This is a genomic window from Deinococcus betulae (assembly GCF_020166395.1).
Classification (GTDB): Bacteria; Deinococcota; Deinococci; order Deinococcales; family Deinococcaceae; genus Deinococcus; species Deinococcus betulae.
The window spans coordinates 1-19,397 of the sequence record NZ_JAIQXU010000023.1; the positions used below are offsets into that span (position 1 = coordinate 1).

The 19,397-nt window shown below is 66.6% G+C and carries 23 protein-coding genes; 11 read left to right on the forward strand and 12 right to left on the reverse strand.

Features of this window, described 5'->3' with window-relative positions; genetic code table 11:
• Nucleotides 1-117: 117 nt before the first annotated feature.
• The 6 genes from K7W42_RS16110 (at nt 118) to K7W42_RS16135 (ending at nt 3,753) form a co-directional block, all read left to right on the forward strand.
• Nucleotides 118-369, forward strand: coding sequence for an acyl-CoA-binding protein (locus K7W42_RS16110; RefSeq protein ID WP_224575872.1), 252 nt, complete (start codon nt 118-120; stop codon nt 367-369).
• Nucleotides 370-665: 296 nt separating this feature from the next.
• Nucleotides 666-1,442: an ImmA/IrrE family metallo-endopeptidase gene (locus tag K7W42_RS16115; protein ID WP_304524154.1), complete on the forward strand. Its 777-nt coding sequence runs from the start codon at nt 666-668 to the stop codon at nt 1,440-1,442.
• Entirely contained in the window at nt 1,439-2,332 is an 894-nt protein-coding gene (gene folP, locus K7W42_RS16120; RefSeq protein WP_224575873.1) for a dihydropteroate synthase, read from the forward strand. The genes K7W42_RS16115 and folP overlap by 4 nt, the downstream gene beginning before the upstream one ends.
• Nucleotides 2,332-2,718, forward strand: a complete 387-nt coding sequence (gene folB, locus K7W42_RS16125) for a dihydroneopterin aldolase (RefSeq protein ID WP_224575874.1) — start codon at nt 2,332-2,334, stop codon at nt 2,716-2,718. Before folP ends, folB begins: the two co-directional genes overlap by 1 nt.
• Nucleotides 2,715-3,206: a 2-amino-4-hydroxy-6-hydroxymethyldihydropteridine diphosphokinase gene (gene folK / locus K7W42_RS16130; RefSeq protein WP_224575876.1), complete on the forward strand. Its 492-nt coding sequence runs from the start codon at nt 2,715-2,717 to the stop codon at nt 3,204-3,206. Before folB ends, folK begins: the two co-directional genes overlap by 4 nt.
• Before the next feature lie 52 nt (nt 3,207-3,258).
• Nucleotides 3,259-3,753, forward strand: a complete 495-nt coding sequence (locus K7W42_RS16135) for a hypothetical protein (RefSeq protein ID WP_224575877.1) — start codon at nt 3,259-3,261, stop codon at nt 3,751-3,753.
• A 193-nt stretch (nt 3,754-3,946) separates the two neighbouring features.
• Here the strand turns inward: K7W42_RS16135 and K7W42_RS16140 are convergent, their stop codons facing one another.
• The gene (locus K7W42_RS16140) at nt 3,947-4,264 is read right to left on the reverse strand and encodes a hypothetical protein (protein ID WP_157460147.1); all 318 of its coding nucleotides are present in this window, start codon (nt 4,262-4,264) and stop codon (nt 3,947-3,949) included.
• Nucleotides 4,265-4,395: 131 nt separating this feature from the next.
• Between K7W42_RS16140 and K7W42_RS16145 the strand changes: the two genes are divergently transcribed.
• From K7W42_RS16145 to rplT, 3 genes are all read left to right on the forward strand, one after another.
• Entirely contained in the window at nt 4,396-5,205 is an 810-nt protein-coding gene (locus K7W42_RS16145; RefSeq protein WP_224575878.1) for a GNAT family N-acetyltransferase, read from the forward strand.
• Between the two features lie 142 nt (nt 5,206-5,347).
• Nucleotides 5,348-5,548, forward strand: a complete 201-nt coding sequence (gene rpmI, locus K7W42_RS16150) for a 50S ribosomal protein L35 (RefSeq protein WP_046843284.1) — start codon at nt 5,348-5,350, stop codon at nt 5,546-5,548.
• A 5-nt stretch (nt 5,549-5,553) separates the two neighbouring features.
• Nucleotides 5,554-5,907, forward strand: a complete 354-nt coding sequence (gene rplT / locus K7W42_RS16155; RefSeq protein WP_157460145.1) for a 50S ribosomal protein L20 — start codon at nt 5,554-5,556, stop codon at nt 5,905-5,907.
• 376 nt (nt 5,908-6,283) lie between these two features.
• Here the strand turns inward: rplT and K7W42_RS16160 are convergent, their stop codons facing one another.
• Both K7W42_RS16160 and moaA read right to left on the reverse strand, forming a co-directional pair.
• A complete protein-coding gene (locus K7W42_RS16160; protein WP_157460144.1) occupies nt 6,284-6,976 on the reverse strand; it encodes a GntR family transcriptional regulator in 693 nt (230 codons plus the stop codon).
• 108 nt (nt 6,977-7,084) lie between these two features.
• Nucleotides 7,085-8,083 (reverse strand): GTP 3',8-cyclase MoaA, encoded by a 999-nt coding sequence (gene moaA / locus K7W42_RS16165; protein WP_224575879.1) that lies wholly within the window; start codon nt 8,081-8,083, stop codon nt 7,085-7,087.
• 221 nt (nt 8,084-8,304) lie between these two features.
• On the opposite strand from moaA, the gene acs reads away from it, so the two are divergent.
• Nucleotides 8,305-10,260 carry an acetate--CoA ligase gene (gene acs, locus K7W42_RS16170; RefSeq protein WP_224575880.1) on the forward strand — a complete coding sequence of 652 codons (1,956 nt, stop codon included), beginning with the start codon at nt 8,305-8,307 and terminating at the stop codon, nt 10,258-10,260.
• A gap of 1 nt (nt 10,261) precedes the next feature.
• On the opposite strand, the gene K7W42_RS16175 is transcribed toward acs, so the two are convergent.
• The 5 genes from K7W42_RS16175 to efp form a co-directional block, all read right to left on the reverse strand.
• A complete protein-coding gene (locus K7W42_RS16175; RefSeq protein WP_224575881.1) occupies nt 10,262-10,840 on the reverse strand; it encodes a class I SAM-dependent methyltransferase in 579 nt (192 codons plus the stop codon).
• The gene (locus tag K7W42_RS16180; protein WP_224575882.1) at nt 10,837-11,481 is read right to left on the reverse strand and encodes a hypothetical protein; all 645 of its coding nucleotides are present in this window, start codon (nt 11,479-11,481) and stop codon (nt 10,837-10,839) included. The genes K7W42_RS16175 and K7W42_RS16180 overlap by 4 nt, the downstream gene beginning before the upstream one ends.
• 87 nt (nt 11,482-11,568) lie before the next feature.
• Complete coding sequence (gene accC / locus K7W42_RS16185) at nt 11,569-12,906, reverse strand: acetyl-CoA carboxylase biotin carboxylase subunit (RefSeq protein ID WP_224575883.1); 1,338 nt, start codon at nt 12,904-12,906, stop codon at nt 11,569-11,571.
• A gap of 93 nt (nt 12,907-12,999) precedes the next feature.
• Complete coding sequence (accB, locus tag K7W42_RS16190; protein ID WP_224575884.1) at nt 13,000-13,533, reverse strand: acetyl-CoA carboxylase biotin carboxyl carrier protein; 534 nt, start codon at nt 13,531-13,533, stop codon at nt 13,000-13,002.
• A 178-nt stretch (nt 13,534-13,711) separates the two neighbouring features.
• The gene (gene efp / locus K7W42_RS16195; RefSeq protein ID WP_157460136.1) at nt 13,712-14,269 is read right to left on the reverse strand and encodes an elongation factor P; all 558 of its coding nucleotides are present in this window, start codon (nt 14,267-14,269) and stop codon (nt 13,712-13,714) included.
• 228 nt (nt 14,270-14,497) lie between these two features.
• On the opposite strand from efp, the gene K7W42_RS16200 reads away from it, so the two are divergent.
• Nucleotides 14,498-15,214, forward strand: a complete 717-nt coding sequence (locus K7W42_RS16200; RefSeq protein ID WP_224575885.1) for a 50S ribosomal protein L25/general stress protein Ctc — start codon at nt 14,498-14,500, stop codon at nt 15,212-15,214.
• Between the two features lie 428 nt (nt 15,215-15,642).
• Here K7W42_RS16200 and K7W42_RS16205 read toward each other — a convergent pair whose 3' ends face one another.
• The 4 genes from K7W42_RS16205 to K7W42_RS16220 all read right to left on the reverse strand — a co-directional run bounded on the left by K7W42_RS16205 (nt 15,643) and on the right by K7W42_RS16220 (nt 19,350).
• Nucleotides 15,643-16,779 carry a nucleotidyl cyclase domain-containing protein gene (locus K7W42_RS16205; protein ID WP_224575887.1) on the reverse strand — a complete coding sequence of 379 codons (1,137 nt, stop codon included), beginning with the start codon at nt 16,777-16,779 and terminating at the stop codon, nt 15,643-15,645.
• Nucleotides 16,780-16,861: 82 nt separating this feature from the next.
• Nucleotides 16,862-17,617, reverse strand: coding sequence for a 5-oxoprolinase subunit PxpA (pxpA, locus tag K7W42_RS16210; RefSeq protein WP_224575888.1), 756 nt, complete (start codon nt 17,615-17,617; stop codon nt 16,862-16,864).
• Nucleotides 17,618-17,789: 172 nt separating this feature from the next.
• Nucleotides 17,790-18,737: a 5-oxoprolinase subunit C family protein gene (locus tag K7W42_RS16215; RefSeq protein WP_224575889.1), complete on the reverse strand. Its 948-nt coding sequence runs from the start codon at nt 18,735-18,737 to the stop codon at nt 17,790-17,792.
• Nucleotides 18,730-19,350: a 5-oxoprolinase subunit B family protein gene (locus K7W42_RS16220; RefSeq protein ID WP_224575890.1), complete on the reverse strand. Its 621-nt coding sequence runs from the start codon at nt 19,348-19,350 to the stop codon at nt 18,730-18,732. Before K7W42_RS16220 ends, K7W42_RS16215 begins: the two co-directional genes overlap by 8 nt.
• Between the last annotated feature and the right edge of the window lie 47 nt (nt 19,351-19,397).

Genomic DNA, 19,397 nt, shown 5'->3' on the forward strand with positions numbered 1-19,397 from the left:
TTTCACGCCCCCAGCAGCCGCTGGGGGCGTTGCGCTGTTTGGGCTGTTCTGGTTTGCCATCTCTGCTGGCCGCTGGAGCAGCCCTTTGTGCACTTTGCACCGGGTACACTGCCGGGCATGACTCCTTTTGAACAGGCCCAGCAAGACGTGCAGACCCTCACCCGGAAGCCCGGGAATGATGTGCTTCTCAAGCTCTACGCGCTGTATAAGCAGGGCAGCCAGGGCGATGTCAGCGGGGCGCGGCCTGGGGGCTTTGACTTCGTGGGTGGAGCGAAGTATGACGCCTGGGCTGGCCTCCAGGGCATGAGCCAGGACGACGCGCAGCGGGAGTATGTGGCACTGGTGACTACACTCAAGGCACATAGCTGAGGCGAACACCATCGCTACCAGTTCAGAAACCTGTCAAATGTGTATCTGGCCAGGACGTCTTTCTCTGCGACTTTGCCGCGCAGATGAGCAATCACAGTTGGTTTGGTCGGGCATCTGGCAGAACATCGCCCCGTGCTAGTCGCTCCGGCACAGCGCCGGAGCGGCTTCGTCTCGCGGCCCTTACATCTACAGTCTGGCCTGTCTTCCTGCCCTGATCGGGTAAGCTGCAAACCGTGACTGACGCGTCCCCCTCTGCTTTGCACGCGCCCGACATCATGGCGGCGGCCAGGGCGCGCATGAAGATGCTGGCGGCCGACTACGCTGCCCGGCTGCCCGGTCTGGATACCCATAGCCTGATGCACGGCCTGGACGGCGTGCAGTTGACCTTCATGCCGATGGGCGACCGGGACGGCGCCTATGACCCCGAACACCGCGTCATCCTGGTGAACAGCCGGGTGCGTCCAGAGCGGCAGCGGTTTACCCTGGCCCACGAAATCAGCCACGCCCTGCTGCTGGGAGACGACGACCTGCTGAGTGACCTGCACGACGCCTACGAGGGAGACCGACTGGAACAGGTCATCGAAACTCTGTGCAACGTGGGGGCCGCCGCACTGCTGATTCCCCGCACCCTCATTGACGAGATGCTGTCGCGGTTTGGTCCTACTGGGCGAGCCCTGGGCGAGCTGTCGCGCCGCGCCGATATCAGCGCCAGTACCGCCCTGTATACCCTGGCAGAACACACCGCCGAGCCGGTTCTGTACGCCGTTTGTGCGGTGGCCCGGCTCCCCGTAGACGAGGGGGACGATGAAGGTGAGCGGCCAGCCAAGGCCCTGACGGTGCGAGTCAGCAGCGCGGCGCCGGGCGTCAAGTACAGCCTGCGCCCCGGCACCCCTATTCCCGACGACCATCCGGTTGCCGCTGCGCTGGACACGCGCCTGCCGATCACGCAGGACAGTTATGTGCCGTTTCGATCAGGACGGCGTATGCCGGCCCAGGTGGACGCCTTTCCTGACCGGCACCGGGTCATGGCCAGTTTCCTGCTGCCCGTGCGCGCTGAGGCCGCCCCAGTTTGACGGCCCTGCACACCCTGCGTTTTGGCCGGCCAGTGCCCGGTGGCGTGCGGGGGGCGGAGGGCTGGCAGGTCGGCTGGAAGGGCACAGCCGTGATGGGCATTCTGAATGTCACGCCGGACAGTTTCAGCGATGGAGGGCGGTACGCCTCGCTGGGGGCGGCTGTGGCGGCGGCGCAGGCGATGCACGCTGCTGGGGTGCTGATAGTGGATATCGGCGGCGAAAGCACTCGCCCTGGCGCCGAGCCGGTCCCGGCCACGCAAGAAATTGACCGGGTGCGGCCGGTGGTGGCCGCCCTGCGCGACGCGGGCGTGCTGCTCAGCGTAGACACCATGAAACCGGAGGTGGCCGAGGCCGCGCTGGCTGCGGGCGCCCATCTGGTCAACGACGTGGGCGGCCTGCGCGACCCTGCCATGGGCGCGGTGTGTGCGGCTTACGGGGCGCCGGCCTGCATCATGCATATGCAGGGCGAGCCGCGCACCATGCAGCGTGATCCCCAGTACAGCGATGTGGTGGCCGAGGTCGGCGCGTTCTTGCAGGAGCAGGCACGGTTGGCACTGGGCGCGGGGGTGCCGGACGTGCTGCTGGACCCAGGGCTGGGCTTCGGCAAGACGCTGGACCACAACCTGACCCTGCTGCGCGCCCTGCCCGCGCTGTGTGCCGGGCCGCAGCCGGTGCTGGTGGGGGCCAGCCGCAAACGCCTGATTGACTGGCTGGCGCAGGTGCCAGCAGCCGAGGACCGGGACCCGGGGACCCTGGCCCTGCACCTCCACGCCGCGCGGGCGGGGGCGGCCGTGGTGCGTGCCCACGCGGGCGCCGCGCATGTCCAGGCCCTGAGGGTACAGGCGGCGCTGGATCACCCTGAAGTGGCCGTAGGCTACACTCGGCCCTGATGACTGCCTCTGCCCCCACCCAGACCAGCCGCGTGGTGTTGCAGGGGCTGGAGTTTCACGCCCACCACGGCGTGTATACCCCCGAGGCCACACTGGGTGCACGCTTCGTGGTGGACGCCGAGCTGTATTACCCGTTTGTGGACCTGTCGGATGAGCTGGGGGAGGCCGTGAATTACGCCGAGGTCTACGCGGCCATCGCTGCCGAGGTCACAGAGACGCGCCGGCAACTGATTGAGGTGCTGGCCCACCGGATTGCGCGCCGGGTGCTGGCGGCTCAGCCGAAGCTGCTGGCGATCACCGTGCGCGTGCATAAGCCGTTTGCGCCCCTGCCCGGCGTCTTCCGCGACGTGTACGCCGAACTGACCCTGACACGCGCCGAGGTGTGACCGACGCCTACCTGGCCCTGGGGGCCAATCTGGGCGAGCCGCTGCCCACGCTGCGCTGGGCGGTCTTGCAGCTGCGTGCGCTGGGCGAGGTGGCCGCAGTGTCGCGGCTCTACCGCAGCGCGCCGGTGGGCGGCCCACCCGGCCAGCCGACATACCTGAATGCGGCGCTGCTGCTGCGCACGGCCTGGGCGGCCCCGGCCCTGCTGGCGGCTCTGCATGACCTTGAGGCCCAGGCCGGGCGGCAGCGCCGCGAGCGCTGGGAGGCGCGGGTGCTGGACCTGGACCTGATTTTGTACGGCGAGCAGCGAAGCGAAGCCCCAGCCCTACGGCTGCCGCATCCGTTGGCCTGGGACCGCGCCTTCGTACTGGCTCCGCTGGCTGACCTGGACCCAGAGCTGCGCCACCCGCTCACCGGGGAAACGGTGGCAGCGGCCCTGGCCCGTGTGGGGACGGCTGGGTTGCATGCCACTGACCTCGCCCTGACCTGAACCGGACGGAGCGGCCCGCAGCGGCCGGGCGAGCGCTATGCTGGGGGATGACATGAGTGAACACACCTCCTCCAATCGCCACGGCGGTCTGGGCCGCACGCTGCTGTGGGTGGCCGTGGTCCTGACTGTGGCGCTGCTGAGCTTCGTGATGGCTGTGACGACCCGCAGCAACCCGATCTACAGCGACCGCGAGGCCAACGGCATCAGCAAGTACAAGTTTATCGAGGTCTGCAAAGAGGCGCTTGAAGACACTGACGAACTGACGGTCAGCGCGGGCGGCCAGAGCCTGCCCCTGAAGACGCTGGTGGAGCAGGGCAGCCCTCTGAAACCTGGCGATGAGATTCACGCCGAACTGGAGGCGGAGCCCGCCCAGGTGGTGCGCGCCGCCCAGCCGGCTGAAGGCGGCGGCTGGACCATGACCGGCCCCGTTACCATCGCTGTCCACAGTGGCGAGCGCGTAAACGCTCTGGGTCAGCTGCCCCTGCAGTGCAGCCACGACAAGAAGACGGGCAAAACCACCGCCCAGCTGAGCCTGCCGGGCCAGTAACACCGGCTGACACGCGAGGCGCGGAAGACGGGGTTCTCCTGGTCTTCCGCGCCTCGCTTCTGGCGGTCTAAGGACGTCGTACCGGGAGTGGAGTCTGTTCGGCGCTTTTTCAGACAGTGGATAAGTTTAGGTACGACGTCCTTTTTTCGATCCTCACTTTGCTCGGTCAATCTAAAGACTGATTTCGTTGTACTTACATCACCACGTCCAGGCCGCTCAGGCATTCCTCGGCGATGGCGCGGGCCAGGGGGTCGCGGGTGCTGCGGGCGTAGCTGACGCCCAGTTGCAGGTGGCGCTGCCCCCCATCTTTGCCCCCCAGCAGCTCTAGCGTCTGATAGAACGCCAGGTGGGTGTGGGCCAGCAGCACGTCGCGCGTGCGTTCGGGGGGCAGCAGGGTCAGCAGGTCCAGCGCCTCGCCGTACAGCCGCAGGGCGCGCGCCTGGTCCCCTTCCAGCGCACCTTCCCGGCCCAGTTGCAGGGCGCGGGCGGCGGTCAGGTACGCACTTCGCATGGCAGGCATTCTAGAGGAGAGGAGAGGGCAACACCCCCTTGTCTGTTCGGGCCGCCGTACGCGGCAACGTGGGGGCCTAGCGCCGTTTTGAACTGTTCCCTCGGGAAGCCGCCCCACCCACAAGGAGCCTTTTGACCGACTGGACCATTGAACCTGCCCGCCCCGAAGCCCTTCACGAAGTTGTGGCGCTGCTGCCCGACCCCGCTGAAGCCGAGCGGCGCCTGAGCCTCCTCCGGGAGAATGTGGCGGCGGGCCGCACGCACCCCGAGCAGTTTCAGCTGCTCCGCTCGGCGCGCGGGCTGGAGGGCGTGTGTCTGCTGCCGACGCCCGCTCACATCCCGCTGCTGCCCAGGCTCCAGGCCGGAGTGCCTCGGGCGGCGGCACAGGCGTTTCTCGCTCATCTCCGCCGCCAGGCCACGCCTGGGCGGCAGCTCATTCTTGACGACACCCTCGCCCCGCTGGGCCGGGAGGCTGCACAGGCGGCGGGATGGCAGTTTCAGGAGGAGGCTGTCTTTTACACCACCGACCTGCGGGCGCGTACCTGGCCGGCTGACCCCCAGGCCCAGCGCCTCGGCCCGGAGGCGCTGACCCGGCCTGACGTGCAGCGGCTGCTGGCGGCTCTGGACCGTGCGGACCTGAGTCTGAAGGAGGGGTGGGTGCTGGTGGCATTATCAGATGCGGCTGGCCATCTGACCGCCCTGGGCGCAACAGGTTCTGGTGGTCGCCCCAGCACAGCGAGCATTGATCTGATTGGGGTGCATCCAGCGGCGCGGGGTCAGGGCCTGGGCCGGCGCCTGCACGCGCACCTGCTGGCGTTGGCCTCCCACACGTTCACTGGCCATATGGGTGCCACCTGGGCTGACAACCACGCCATGATCCGCATTTTCGAAGGCCACGGCGCCGTCCTCAGCCAGCGGCACCTGGTCTTTGTTCAGCCTTGACCGGTGGCCTGGCTAGCGGGTACAATCCTCTCTTGGTCAAGTGGGGCAGGGCAACCAACGGCTTTGCGTGCAAAGCGGCCCGAACCTCAGACGGAAGCCCCGCCCAGGTGGGCGCGACCGGACTGCAAAGGAGGCATGTCACATGCCCAAGATGAAGACACTGAAAGCGGCCAGCCGCCGGGTGAAGATCACCGGGACCGGCAAGGTCATGGCGTTCAAGAGTGGCAAGCGCCACCAGAACACCGGCAAGAGCGGCAACGAAATCCGCGGCAAGGGCAAGGGCTTTGTCCTGGCCAAGAGCGAATGGGCACGCATGAAGCTGATGCTGCCGAAGGGGAAGTGAGCTAGATGCCACGCGCCAAGACCGGCATTATCCGCCGCCGCCGTCACAAGAAGGTCCTGAAGCGCGCCAAGGGCTTCTGGGGCAGCCGCTCCAAGCAGTACCGCAACGCCTTCCAGACCCTGCTGAACGCCGCGACCTACGAGTACCGCGACCGCCGCAACAAGAAGCGCGACTTCCGCCGCCTGTGGATTCAGCGTATTAACGCCGGCGCCCGCCTGCACGGCATGAACTACTCCACCTTCATCGGTGGTCTGAAGCGCGCCGGGATTGACCTGAACCGCAAGGTGCTGGCTGACATCGCCGCCCGTGAGCCCGAAGCCTTCAAGGCCCTCGTGGACGCCGCCAAGACCAGCAAGTAAAACGCTTTCTCGCTGGGCCGCTCCCTTTACCGGGGGCGGTTTTTATTGTGCCTGACCTCTGGATGCCGATTGAATCGAGCATGCTACCAGGTGGAATCCAAGCGGACTGGCGGAGTTGCGCCGCAGACCTGACAAGTTCCGCAGGAGAGCGGGCAGGACAAGAGATGGACTGACGCGATATGGAAGCGTAGAGGGTGCTCTCCTGGCTGTGCTGGAATGAAGTGGAATCTGGATTCCACCTGTTGGCCTCTGCTGTATCTCCGCCGCGCACTGCTTAAGCGGAACACCACAAGACATCAGGCCGCTGCGGTCAACAGGCGGCCTGATGCTTTGAAGGGGTGCTTTCTGCGGGGCTCTGCCGGTCTGACGCCTTGCTTTACGGCTCGAAGGTGTCCTGAAAGGCGTACCGGTCGCCGCGCACCCAGTAATTGACATAACTGGCTCGTTTCTGGCCGCTGTAGGTGGTGCGGCGCAGCAGGAAGGCCGCAGTGCCCAGCGGCACCCGCAGCAGGTCGGCTTCTTCCTGGCGCAGATTGACGGCCTCCAGGTTTTGCTCGACGCGCTGAAGGGGCAGGCCCAGGCTGATCATGGTTTCGTGGATGCTTTCGGTGGCGAGGTTGTGGTCCAGCAGGCCCGGCACCAGCGCGCCGTTGATATAGCGCTTTTCGATGACCAGGGCTTCGTCGCCGGCGGTGCGCAGGCGGTGCACGAAAATCACCGGGTCGCCCGGCTGGATTTGCAGCACGATGGCGATTTCCGGTGTGGCCTCTATCTGCATGGCGCGCAGCACCGTGGTGCGGTGGTCGGGGTGGCGCGCCCACTCCTTGAAGGGGCGCACGCGGAACATGCCCTGACGGAAGCGCTTGCCGGTCGGAAAAGTGCCGGCCCCCTGCACGCGGTAGACGTACCCTTCGCGTTCCAGTTCGTCAATGGCCCGGCGGGCCGTCATGCGCGAGACTTCGAATTCGCGGGCCAGTTGTGGCTCGCTGGGCAGCGGCAGCCCTTCGGCGTAGTGGCCGCCCAGCAGGCGGTCTTTCAGGGTGGTCTTGATGAGCGGGTACTTCGCCATGCATCCCTCCGGTGTGTCCGCTGGCGGGCGGAACCTGCTTCATCTTATGTTTAGTGTCCGTGGTACACAAGTTCACTGCCTCGGTGACTGGACCTGGGCCAGTGTTACCTAGCCGCCGATGTGCGACATTTCGACCCTCGACCCCTGCGGCGCGGCCTCGCCACGCTCCTCGCTGTAGCGGTCACGGCGGGCCTGCCAGGTCTGGGCAATCTGGTCACGTAGGTCGGCGTCGCTGGCCCCAGCGCGCAGCGGCGCGCGCAGATCGGTGCCGGTGCCGGCAAACAAACAGGTGTACAGCACCCCCACTGCCGAGAGCCGTGCCCGCGTGCAGTCGCCGCAAAACGGCGCCGTGACCGAACTGATCAGGCCGACCTCGCGGCCCTGGGCATCGGCGTAGCGCGTGGCCACCTCGCCCCGGTAGGCAGCGCCCACGGGTGTAAAGGGCTCGCCGCCGCCGCTTAGGTGGGCCAGCACCTCGCGCGAGGGGACCACACCGCCCAGGTTCCAGCCATTGTGGTTGCCCACATCCATGAACTCGATAAAGCGCACCGGGGCGAGGTCGCGCAGGGCCGCCCACAGCTCCCGTAGGCCCTCGTCGTTCACGCCGCGCTGGACCACCGTGTTGATTTTGACGCCTAGCCCTGCCTGAAGTGCCGCCTCGATGCCGTCCAGCACGCGCTGGGGGTGGGTGCCCAGACCGTTCATGCGCCCAAACACTTCCGGGTCCAGGCTGTCCAGACTGACGGTTACGCGCCGGAGCCCTGCCGCTTTCAGGTCGCCCGCCAGCCGGGGCAGCAGCAGGCCATTGGTCGTCATGGCGAGGTCCTGCACGCCGTCTATGGCGGCCAGGCGGCCAATCAGGACCGGCAGGTCACGCCGCAGGGTGGGTTCGCCGCCGGTAATCCGCACTTTCTCGACGCCCAGTGCCACAAAGGCCCGCGTCAGCCGCTCGAGTTCCTCGAAACTCAGCAGCTCCTGACGGGGCAGAAAAGCGTAGTCGGGGCCAAACACTGAGGCGGGCATGCAGTAGGTGCAGCGCAGGTTGCAGCGGTCGGTCACGCTCACACGCAGGTCTCGCAGGGGGCGGCCCAACACGTCACGCAGCATCAAAGAGCAGCATACGCGCGCTGGGCAAAGCGGTTGGCGGGCCAGTTTGCTTTTTGAGGAGGTGCGTGCGGCCTCCTTTCACCTGTTTGTTGCACCCGGTTCAGTACCGCCCCGGTACTGGTCTGGACCGCTGAGCAGACGGCCCGGCTAAGGCGGAAGGCCCGGCGGCTACAGTGGGGCACGCACCTCGCCACAATCTCGCCCTCGTCCCGGAGGAGTTCATGACCCAGACCCGCCCTGCCAGTGACCACATTGACGCCATGCTGCACGAAGACCGCGTTGTGGCCCCGAGCGCCGATTTTCAGGCCCGCGCCCGCATGGGCCGGGAAGACTACGACCGCCGTTACCGCCAGAGCCTGGATGACCCGGACACCTTCTGGAGCGAGGTCGCCGGGCAGCTGCACTGGTTTGCACCCTGGCAGGAGGTGCTGGACTGGCAGCCGCCACACGCACAGTGGTTTGTGGGGGGGCAGACGAATATCGCCTACAACGCCCTGGACCGCAACGTGGCGCGCGGGCTAGGAGACAAGACCGCCATCATCTGGGAGGGCGAGGACGGCGAGGTCCGGCGCTTCACCTATGCCGAGCTGCTGACCGAGGTGAAGCGGGCCGCCAACGCCCTGACGGCCCTGGGCGTCGAGAAAGGCGACCGCGTGACCCTCTACCTGCCCCTGGTGCCCGAAGCTGCCATTGCCATGCTGGCCTGCGCCCGCATTGGGGCAGTGCATTCGGTGGTGTTTGGGGGCTTCTCGGTCAGTGCGCTGGCTGACCGCCTGAACGACGCCCAGAGCAAATTGCTGATTACCGCCGACGCCGGGCAGCGCCGGGGCGCGCTGGTGAGCTTGAAAGCCAACGCCGATGAGGCGGTCGCGCTGGCCCCCAGCCTGGAGAAGATGCTGGTGGTGTGCCGCGCCGACTGCGGCGCCCCCATGCAGGCGGGCCGCGACGTGTGGTGGCACGACGCCCTGGCGGCCGCTGGAGCTGAGCATGAGGCGGCGCCGCTGGACAGCGAGCACCCGCTATTTGTGCTGTACACCAGTGGCAGCACCGGTAAGCCCAAAGGCGTGCAGCACACGACGGGCGGGTACATGGTGGGCACCTATCTGACCACCCAGACCGTCTTTGACCTGCAGGACGACGACGTGTACTGGTGCACCGCCGACGTGGGCTGGATCACCGGGCACTCTTACAGCGTGTACGGCCCCCTGCTGAACGGCGCCACGGTGCTGATGTACGAAGGCGCCCCCAACCACCCCGACTGGGGCCGCTTCTGGCAGCTGGTGGCAAGGCACCGCGTTACCATCCTGTACACCGCCCCCACGGCCATCCGGTCGTTCATGCGCCAGGGCGATGACTTTCCGGCCCGCGCCGACCTGAGCAGCCTGCGCCTCCTGGGGTCGGTGGGCGAGCCGATTAACCCGGAAGCCTGGATGTGGTACTGGCGCGTGATTGGCGGCGAGCGCTGCCCCGTGGTGGACACCTGGTGGCAGACCGAAACCGGGTCCATCATGCTGACCACCCTGCCCGGCGCCCATCCCAGCAAACCCGGCAGCGCGGGCCTGCCCATGTTTGGCGTGGAGCCGGCCATCATGACCCGAAGCGGCGAGGAACTGGGTGCCGATGACGGCGGCCTGCTGGTGCTCAAGCGGCCCTGGCCCAGCATGCTGCGGACGGTTTACGGCGACGACGAGCGCTACCGCAAAGCCTACTGGGGCGAGATTGAGGGCGTGTACTTCGCCGGGGACGGCGCCCGCCGCGACGCCGACGGCTACTACACTGTGATGGGCCGGGTGGACGACGTGCTGAATGTCAGCGGGCACCGCCTGGGCACTATGGAAATCGAGTCGGCCCTGGTGGCCCACCCGAGCGTGGCCGAGGCGGCGGTGGTGGGGCGCCCCGACGACGTGAAAGGCGAGTGCGTGGTGGCGTTTGTGCTGCCCCAGGGGGGGTACACGGTCGATCCGAAGGAGCTGCGCGCCCATGTCAGCAAGGAAATCGGTGCCCTGGCCCGTCCGGATGCCATCTACATTGCCGACGCCCTGCCCAAGACGAGAAGCGGCAAGATCATGCGCCGCTTTCTGCGGCAGATTGCGGCGGGCCGCAGCATCGAGGGCGACACGAGCACCCTGGAAGACCCCAGCGTGTTGGAGCGGCTGGCGGCTACCCCGTCGGTGTAGATCAGGTCACCCAGACCTGAAGGTGCAGGGCGTCTTGCACGGGGAAGAGGTGGTCGGTTCTGGCGGCCACCTCGCCATAACTCTGGGCCAGGGCGCGGGCTATGTCAGCTGTGACCGTGACCGGCAGGCGCAGGTCAAACGTCGGTATGGCCTGGTCGTGACCTGAGGCCTGAAATCGTCCTAGCGCCGCCCGGGTCTCCCGCAGGTGGTCGGGACTGTGCGCCGCCACGATGACCTGTCCGCTGGGCCGCAGCACCCGCCGCGCTTCACACAGCGCCTGTGCTGGGTCTGGCAGGTGCGCCAGCACACGCACGAACAACACGGCGTCAAAACTGGCTTCGGGGAAAGGGAGGGTGTCGGCGGTGCCGCGTAGGACACCTGCGCCCGGTTGGGGGTCCAGGCCCGCCAGGTGGCCCCGGTGCCCCCGCGCTTTTAGCTCGCGCAGCAGCCGGCCGTCCCCGGCGCCAACGTCCAGCACATCCAGAGCAGGGGAAAGGCTCAGGGCGCCCAGCAGCGGGCCGTGTGGCCAGGGCTCACCACAGAGGCCAGAGAGGAGGGCGTCACGGGCAGCCAGACTCACCCTTTAAAATGTTCCTGCGCAAGAATATAGAGCGCGCTTTGGGTATCCAGCATATCTTCCAGAGGTAGGCCCTCCTCTTGCCAGAGGGCCTGAACATGCTTACAGCGGCCTACAAAGTCTTGCAGGAGGCCGCTTATAGTGCGCCTGTCCAGACCTTCTGACTTGTCATACAGCGCTTGGATGGCTTTTGCAGAAAAAGATGCCCGGTAAAATGGATGGTGCTGCGGATTGGCAACAAAAAGGAAATAGGACACTACACTCGTTCTGGCATTCAATGAAGCAAATCGTTTCTGGTGGGTTGCTGGAAGAACATTTAGAGCTGGATCAATAATGCTCCAGAAGAGGTCAGCACCCTTGAACGTGATTTGATCAGCCCACAGGGCTGTGAGTGCTTCTCGAAACAGCTTAGGGTGGTGAATGAACATGCTGCTCAGATCGTCCTTCATGCGCCAGTCCAGCAGGTTCAGTTCAATTTGAATGTTGGGCTCTTCAGTTTCACCACGTAAAAAGGATTCTAGAGCGTCTCTGGTGGCAGCTGCCCCCCGTCGTTTGTAGTGGCGCTCCTCTGCATCAAGCTGGGCCATTTTTTCGGGTAGTCTAAGAAACGCTGTAGCTCCTGCAAATTTTTGTTTATAGGTCATATTTGACTGTATCGCCTGTACCTCACCGCACCACATGTAGAAGGCAGACGGCCATAAGCCATCTGCCTCCTGGCATCTGCCCTGCTCTTACATCTCCATCCGCGTTTTCAAAAAGTTTGTCATGACCGCGCCGCGCTTGTAGAACGGGTTGTCCATGATTTTGACGTACAGGGGAATGGTCGTTTTCGGGCCCTGAATCACGGTTTCTTCCAGGGCGCGCTTCATGCGGACAATCGCCTGCTCGCGGGTGTCGTGGTGGACAATCAGCTTGCCAATCAGGCTGTCATAGTGCGGCGGAATCACGTAGCCGCTGTAGGCGTGGCTGTCCACGCGCACGCCGGGGCCACCCGCGAAGTGCACGTCGTCCATCTTGCCGGCCGCCGGGCGGAAATCCTTGTCGGGGTCTTCCGCGTTCAGGCGGCATTCGATGGCGTGACCACGCAGCACAATGTCGCCTTGCTGCAACTTCAGGCCGTAACCCGCTGCAATTTCCAACTGCAACTTCACGAAGTCCAGGCCACTGATTTCCTCAGAGACGCAGTGTTCCACCTGAATGCGGGTGTTCATCTCCATGAAGTAGTAGTTGCCGTCGCGGTCCACGATGAATTCCAGCGTGCCGGCCCCGGCGTAGTTGACGTGCTTGGCCAGGCGCACGCCGGCAGCCAGGATTTCCTGGCGCAGGCTGTCTGGCAGGGTGCTGGGCGCCTCTTCAATCAGCTTCTGGTTGCGCCTCTGAATGGAGCAGTCACGCTCACCAATGTGAATGACATGCCCCTGCCCGTCGCCCATGACCTGCACTTCTACATGGCGGAATTCCTCCAGAAACTTTTCCATGATGATGGCGGGGTCGCCAAAGTACAGCCGCGCCTCTTCCTGCGCCTGGGCAAAACCCTTGGCCAGTTCGTCCTGGGTGCGAATGATTTTCTGGCCGCGTCCGCCCCCGCCCGCGCTGGCCTTCAGCAGCACGGGGTAGCCAATCTGCTTGGCCGCCAGCAGCGCCGCGTCTGTGTCATCCAGTACGCCAGTGCCGGGCACCACGGGCACATTGCTCATAGCGGCAATCTCGCGCCCACCGGCTTTGGACCCCAGGGCGCGCATGCTCTCGGGTGTGGGCCCGATAAACACGATGCCGTGGTCGCGGCACATCTCGGCAAAATCCGGGTTCTCGGCCATAAAGCCGTAGCCAGGGTGAATCCCCTCGGCGCCGGTCATTAGGGCAGCCGACAGGATGTTGGGGATATTGAGGTACGACTGGTTCGAGGCGGGCGGCCCCACGCACACCGATTCGTCGGCCAGCAGCACGGGCAGACTCTTTTCATCGGCGGTGGAGTACACCACGACCGTCTTCACGCCCATCTCGCGCGCGGTGCGAATAACGCGCAGGGCAATCTCGCCGCGGTTGGCGATCAGGATTTTTTTAAACATGTGCTTGCCTCCGGCAGAACGTCAAAGCATCCAAGGGTCAAAGGGTCTAAGCAGGTGCAGCCCTTAGCCACTTGGACTCTCTGACCCTTGGCCTCACTCAATGATGAACAGCGTTTGACCGTACTCGACGGGCTCGGCGTTTTTCACCAGAATCTCGCGCACCACGCCGCCCATCTCGGCTTCGATCTCGTTCATCAGCTTCATGGCCTCGATGATGCACAGCACCTGACCAGCCTGAACGGTGTCCCCCACCTTGACGTAAGCAGGCGCGTCGGGGGTGCTGGCCGCATAGAAGGTGCCCACAATCGGCGCCTTGACCGGCGTGCCCTTGCTGGCGGCGGGGGCGGCAGCGGGTGTGGGGGCTTCGGTGGCGGGCGCTGGGGCGGCACTGGGCGCGGCGGGCGCCTCAGGGGCAGCGAGCGGGGCCACCGGGGCCGGGCTGGCGGGCGCCGGGGCAAAGACGGGCGCGGGGCCGGCCACCGGCTGGGGTGCAGGCGCGCTGGGCACCCCGGCGGCCTGGGGGCCGCGCTTGAGGCTTAGGTCAAAACTGCCTGTCCGGAGGGCAAATTCACGCACGTCGGCGTGTGTCAGGGCGGAAAGAATCTGTTTCAGGTCGTCCGGGTTCATGGCCCCTCCTAGGTGTGGTGGTGAAGCACGGGTCGTGTGGTATCGCCTCATCATGACGGGTTGGGCAGGCGCGGGGGTGTCACCCGCTGCCTAACGCCCGTTAGGCTGCACCGAGTCTAACGGCAAAGGCGCGCGCCGCCCCCGAGTCTTTTCGGCAGGCGGCGCGCAGACACCAGGCTTAGGCCCGGCTGAGGTACTGGCCGGTGCGGGTGTCCACCTTGACGCTGGTGTCCTGTTCCACAAACAGGGGCACCTGCACGGTGGCGCCGGTTTCCAGCTTGGCGGGCTTGGTGCCGCCCGAGACGGTGTCGCCGCGCACGCCGGGGTCGGTTTCCACGATTTTCAGGATGACCTGGTTGGGCAGGGTGATGGTCAGGGCCTTTTCGCCGTACATCGCCACTTCGACTTCGGTGTTTTCCTTCATGAACTTGGCGGCGTCGCCCACCAGGCTGGGGGGCAGCGTCACCTGCTCGAAGGTGTCCATGTCCATGAACATGAAGTCGTCGCCGTCTTTGTACAGGTACTGCATCGTCTTGCCTTCAACGTAGATGTCCTGCAGCTTTTCGCCGCTGTTGAAGGTACGGTCCACGATGGAGCCCGTTTCCATGTTGCGGAACTTGGTGACCACCTTGGCGCCGCCGCGCCCCATCTTCAGGTGCGAGTAATCCAGGCATTCCCACAGGCCGCCGTCCATCTCTACTTTGGTGCCGTTCCGCAGTTCCGTCACGCTGATCATGTGTCTCTCCTTTGGTCTTCTGGCCGGGGCCGCCTCCAGGCACGCTGGGGGGCCGCGCGGCAACGCCAGAGAGTCTAGCAGAGGCCCGCCTGACCCTTCCACCGGCCGGCGTGCCTTTTCTGCTATGCTGTTCCGGTTGCCGCGCCCGTCCCCGCCCCCAGGCTGACTGACAGCCGGAGCGCGGCGGGGCAGGGCGGCGAAGCCCTAACCGCAAGGAGAACACAGCACATGGAACTGAACGCCCAACCCCGCAGCAGCCAGCAGAAACTGGCCGAAGGCATGATTCCCGCCGTGGCCTACAACAAGGACAAGAACGTGTCCTTTGCCATTGACCGCAAGGCGTTTGACCGCGCCTTCCGTCAGCACAGCACCACCGGCCTGTTTGACATCACCCTGGAAGGCGGCGAAACCTTCCCGGCCCTGGTCAAGACTGTCCAGATGGACAAGCGTAGGCGCGTGCCTATTCACGTGGATTTCTACGTGGTGACCTACGGCGAGCCCGTGACCGTGTCGGTGCCGGTCCACACCAAGGGCAAGAGCCAGGGTGAAGTCATGGGCGGCCTGGTGGACGTGGTGATTCACAACCTGTCCGTCGTGGCCCCCGGCCCCCGCCGCATCCCCCAGGAACTCGTTGTGGACGTGACCAAGCTGAACATCGGTGACCACGTCACTGCCGGTCAGGTCAAGCTGCCTGAAGGCGTCAAGCTGGCTGCTGAAGAAGACCTCGTGGTCATCAGCGTGCTGCCGCCCCGCCTGTCCGACAGCGAAGCCGCCGCCGAGCAGCAGGCCGCCCAGGTGGCCGGTCTGGTGGCCGCAGGCGAAATCAGCGAAGAGGCCGCGACGGCCATCTTGGAAGGCGACGCGACTGTGGAAGAAGCCAAGGCCGAAGCCGCTGGCGACGCCACCGAAGCGGCCGACGACACCAGCGAGAAGAGCGAAGAGTAAACGCACTTTCCAGAGGCGAGGCTCCCATGAGGGGCCTCGTCTTTTCATTAACTGGGAAGAGAAAGGCTAGGGCCAGGACAGGTGTGTCCAAGTCTGCGGCGCAGCGCTTCTGATGGTTGACCTGTCGGCGACCAGATGGCCTTGCGGCTTGGCCGGGTGTTGACCTGCGACAGGACGACAGCTTGAGCTTCCTCTCCAAACTCCAACTGAATCGTGTGCAAGCAGGGTTCAATTCGAACAGGACGACAGGAAGCGTGTTCTGGGCCTGGAACGGGCTCTTTCCCGATTTGTGACCGGAACAGACCGAACTCGGGTCAGCGGCTGAAGCCAACTTGCGAGAGAACCCAGAGGCATCGATCAACCGTCGATCAGAGCGCCATAAAAAAGCCACCCTGGGTATTCCCAAGGTGGCTATAGGAGTTTTCCCTTTATGCAGGTTGCATCTGAAGGCCCAGGGTGTCTGGGTTGGGGGCCTCCGTCGGCGGTGCGCCCAGGACCACGCGGTTCTGGCCGGTCTGGTGCAGGGCGTTCAGGCTGTCCTCGGCCTCGCGCAGCAGGGTCAGGCCATCTTGACGGCCATCCTGAAACGCCAGGGCGATGCTGACCGTGACATTGGCGCCATCCACAGGCCGCGAAGCCACGCGCACGCGCAGCCGTTCGCACACGGCGCGGGCCGAGCGGGCGTCGGCAGCGCGCAGGACCAGAACCAGCTGGCCGTCGTCCAGGCAGCCCAGCAGGTCGTCGTCCCGCACGGCACCCAGAATCACCCGCGCCACGTGGGCGAGGCGGTGAGGCTCAGGGGTGGCGTCTGCCGGCACGCCGGGGTGCGGAGCGTCCAGTCCAATCACAGCCACACCCAGGCCCTCGGGACGGCGCTGAGCCTGGCGGGTGAGCCAGCGTTCCATCATGGCGCGGCCTGGCAGGCCGGTCAGGGTTTCGCGCCCGGCGTCGCCGTCGCCCAGCAGATCGCGGCGCAGGTCGCCCAGGGCGCGGTGGGCGGCGCTGTGCTGGCCAGCCAGCAGGACCGCGCCGCCCAGCAGCAGTTGCAGCACCGCGCCCACGACCGGCTGCTGCAGGGCGCCGGGCGTCAGCAGGACGTGTGCCAGCAGCAGCGCTGCGGTGCTGCCCAGCGCCAGCAGGCTGAGGGGCAAGCTGACCCGCCGTCCCAGCAACCAGAGGTGCGAAGCTAGCAGCACGGCGGCCCACGGTCCCAGGCTGCCCAGCACCTGCATCTGCGTTTCGGCGGGCACCCGGAACAGCACATGCCACAGGTGGCCCAGCACATACCCCCAGGCGCCCAGCAGCGTGAGCACATGCAGGGTCCGCAGCTGAACGCGCGTGACCGTTAGGGTCAGCAGCAGGCCGGACATCAGCACACTGAGCAGCGGCAGCGCCCAGCGCTCAAAGCCGTCCAGCGGCACGTAGAGCAGCCGCACCAGCATCGCCAGCAGCACCGCGCCCAGCAGGCGGGCGTTTAGGGTGCGGCGGTCCAGCGGGCGGGTAAAGGGGCAGGCAGCGCGCCGGGCCTGGAAGTCAGCGGTGGTAGGGAGAGAGAAACGGCGCATCCTGCCCGCAGTTCAGCATGCCCACTCTCACCGGAGCCTGACAGCGCGGCTTATAGGGTGCCCAGGTGCCTTGAGAAGATCTTCATGTGCTGGGGGCCGGGGCTAGAACGCGCACGCCCGCTGCCTCCAGCGCCGCGCGCAGATCACGCGCCAGCTCGGCGGCCTCGGCGCCGTCGCCGTGCAGGCAGAGCGTCTGGGCGGGCACACGGACCCATTCGCCCGTCACGGCTTGCACCTGGCCCTGGCGGGCAATCCTGACCCCCTGCGCCACCGCCGCCGCATGAGGCAGCAGGGCGCCGGCTTGCGAGCGCGGCCAGAGTGTGCCGTCCAGGGCGTAGCCACGGTCAGCAAAACCTTCGCCCAGCGCTGTCAGGCCCAGCGCCCGCGCCCCGCGCAGCATCACGCTGTCGTCGCCAGCCAGGCCGTAGTACAGCGGCAAGCCGCTGTCATGAGCCGCTTGGGCAACGGCGCGGGCCAGTGCTGGGTCCCGCGCGGCCATGTTGTAGAGCATGCCGTGCGGTTTGACGTGGCGCAGCGTCACCCCCTCGCGCGCTGCCACCGCCTTGAGCGCTTCAATCTGCTCCCGGACGAAGGCCGTGACCTCGGCGGGGGCAAAGTGCAGTTCGCGCCGCCCAAAGCCCTCGCGGTCTGGAAACCCAGGGTGGGCGCCGGCCGCCACCCCGTGACGCGCGGCCAGACGCAGGCTGTCCCGCATGGTTTCGGCGTCGCCAGCGTGGCCCCCGCAGGCGATGTTGGCGCTGGTCACGAACGCCATCACGGCTTCTTCGTGGGCGCTGCCCTCGCCCAGGTCGGCATTCAGGTCGGTGCCAGTGTGCATGGGGGCAGCATACGGGCTGGGCCGCCGGCCGCTGGAGTGTGTGACAGGCCGACCCAGCTCAGAAGAGCAGTACGGGTCTGAAGGCAGACAACCCGATGGGCCGCACCGTCATGAAGACCAGCCGGAAAGAGGGTGCCGACCTGTCACCTGACTCGGCGACCCGGGCGTCTCTTTATCCAGCCTGGGCGGCGTACCACAGGCGCAGAGCCGCCTCGGCCTGCCGCAGCCCCTGTTCCTGCTGCCAGAGGGCGGTTCGGGCGGCGGCCGTGGGCACCGGTTCAAACTGCACCTGGTTGCCAGGGCGCAGCTGTCCCAGCCGGGCGAGGTCGGCCTGAATCACCACCAGCGGCGCTGGGTAGCCGCCGTGGGTGCCGGCGTCGGGCAGCAGCACGATAGGCTGCCCCCCCGGCGGCACCTGCACCAGGCCAGGTACGTTGGGCACGCTGGCGCGCGTGGGGTCGTGAGGGGCCGGTACGCCTTCGGTCAAGCGCACGCCCATGCGGTCAGCCTGCGCGCTGACGGTGAAGGTTGGGCCACACAGCGCCGCCAGCAGCATGGCGGTCGCGTCGGGGGTGGGCACCACCCGCAACCTGACATTGGGGCCGGTGGGGGTCTGCACCTCCGGCGAGAGAAAAGCGCGGGGGGGCTGCACACTTGGCCTGTCGGCCCAGGTCAGACGGTCACCCGCCCGCAGCACTCGGCCCTCATAGCCGCCAAAGCCGCTGTAGACATCGGTTGAGTGGCTGCCAAATACCTCCTGGCCGTTGAGCCCTCCGCGCACCGCCAGAAAGGCCCGCGCGCCTGCCGGTGTGCCGCGGAGGTCCAGCCGTCCGCCAGTGGGCACCGGGACGGCCCGCCACAGGGGGAAGGGCTGTCCGTCCAGCAGCGCCTCGAAGGGCGCGCCGCACAGGCTGACCAGCGCCCCAGCGTCAAAGCGCAGTGCCGGGCCGCCCAGGGTTACCTCCAGGCCCGCCGCGCCGGGCGGATTGCCCACCAGGGCGTTGGCCAGGCGCCGGGCCACCGGGTCAGCTGCACCTCCAGCCGGCACCCCCAGGGCACGCACGCGGCGGCCTGCATCCTGCACGGTGGTGTGTAGGCCGCCGCGCAGGACCTCAAGCACGGGCGGCCTCAAAGCGCACGCGGTCGCCCGGCTGCCACAGCACCGGCTGGGGGCGGGCCGGGTCAAAAAGGTTCAGGGCTGTATGACCAACGACCCGCCACCCGCCCGGTGTGGCCCGTGGGTATACGCCAGCCCACGGCCCGCCCAGCGCCACACTGCCCGCTGGCACCCCAGCGCGCGGGGTGTCCAGGCGCGGCATCTGGAGGGCCGTGGGCAAGCCTGTCAGAAAGGCGAACCCCGGTGTGAACCCCAGAAAAGCCACCTCCAGCGGTGCGGCGCATACGGCAGCCACAAAAGCTGCCTCACTCAGACCAGCATGCGCGGCGCACCACGCCAGGTCGGGGCCGCCAAATGTCACCGGCACGGTGAGGGTCTGGCCCTGGGTCTCGGTCTCGGGCGGCAGGGTGGCCAGGGCCGCGCGCACTGCTCCAGCCAGGGTGTCGGCTTCGGTACAGAGCGGGTCAAACAGCAGGGTCAGCTGGCCCAGCGCGGGCACGCTGTCCAGCAGGCCAGGCAGCCCCTGCCTCGTCAGGTGGCGGTGCAAGCCACGCGCCCGCCCAGTCAGGACCACCAGCGCCGCGTCCCCTAAAGGCAGAAAGGTCACCGCCGACATATCGAGGCATCATGGCACGCGGGTGCCCCCTGTCCTGCTCTAGGCTG

Excerpts from the sequence above, each read along its gene's own strand:
- acs (WP_224575880.1), top strand. The coding sequence starts at position 8,305 with ATGACCCAGACCCGCCCTGCCAGTGACCACATTGACGCCATGCTGCAC.
- K7W42_RS16205 (WP_224575887.1), bottom strand. The coding sequence starts at position 16,779 with ATGCGCCGTTTCTCTCTCCCTACCACCGCTGACTTCCAGGCCCGGCGC.
- K7W42_RS16180 (WP_224575882.1), bottom strand. The coding sequence starts at position 11,481 with ATGACCTATAAACAAAAATTTGCAGGAGCTACAGCGTTTCTTAGACTA.
- K7W42_RS16115 (WP_304524154.1), top strand. The coding sequence starts at position 666 with ATGAAGATGCTGGCGGCCGACTACGCTGCCCGGCTGCCCGGTCTGGAT.
- rplT (WP_157460145.1), top strand. The coding sequence starts at position 5,554 with ATGCCACGCGCCAAGACCGGCATTATCCGCCGCCGCCGTCACAAGAAG.
- rpmI (WP_046843284.1), top strand. The coding sequence starts at position 5,348 with ATGCCCAAGATGAAGACACTGAAAGCGGCCAGCCGCCGGGTGAAGATC.
- folB (WP_224575874.1), top strand. The coding sequence starts at position 2,332 with ATGACTGCCTCTGCCCCCACCCAGACCAGCCGCGTGGTGTTGCAGGGG.
- K7W42_RS16135 (WP_224575877.1), top strand. The coding sequence starts at position 3,259 with ATGAGTGAACACACCTCCTCCAATCGCCACGGCGGTCTGGGCCGCACG.
- pxpA (WP_224575888.1), bottom strand. The coding sequence starts at position 17,617 with ATGCACACTGGCACCGACCTGAATGCCGACCTGGGCGAGGGCAGCGCC.
- accB (WP_224575884.1), bottom strand. The coding sequence starts at position 13,533 with ATGAACCCGGACGACCTGAAACAGATTCTTTCCGCCCTGACACACGCC.
- K7W42_RS16140 (WP_157460147.1), bottom strand. The coding sequence starts at position 4,264 with ATGCGAAGTGCGTACCTGACCGCCGCCCGCGCCCTGCAACTGGGCCGG.
- efp (WP_157460136.1), bottom strand. The coding sequence starts at position 14,269 with ATGATCAGCGTGACGGAACTGCGGAACGGCACCAAAGTAGAGATGGAC.
- K7W42_RS16160 (WP_157460144.1), bottom strand. The coding sequence starts at position 6,976 with ATGGCGAAGTACCCGCTCATCAAGACCACCCTGAAAGACCGCCTGCTG.
- accC (WP_224575883.1), bottom strand. The coding sequence starts at position 12,906 with ATGTTTAAAAAAATCCTGATCGCCAACCGCGGCGAGATTGCCCTGCGC.
- K7W42_RS16200 (WP_224575885.1), top strand. The coding sequence starts at position 14,498 with ATGGAACTGAACGCCCAACCCCGCAGCAGCCAGCAGAAACTGGCCGAA.
- moaA (WP_224575879.1), bottom strand. The coding sequence starts at position 8,083 with ATGCTGCGTGACGTGTTGGGCCGCCCCCTGCGAGACCTGCGTGTGAGC.
- K7W42_RS16220 (WP_224575890.1), bottom strand. The coding sequence starts at position 19,350 with ATGTCGGCGGTGACCTTTCTGCCTTTAGGGGACGCGGCGCTGGTGGTC.
- K7W42_RS16110 (WP_224575872.1), top strand. The coding sequence starts at position 118 with ATGACTCCTTTTGAACAGGCCCAGCAAGACGTGCAGACCCTCACCCGG.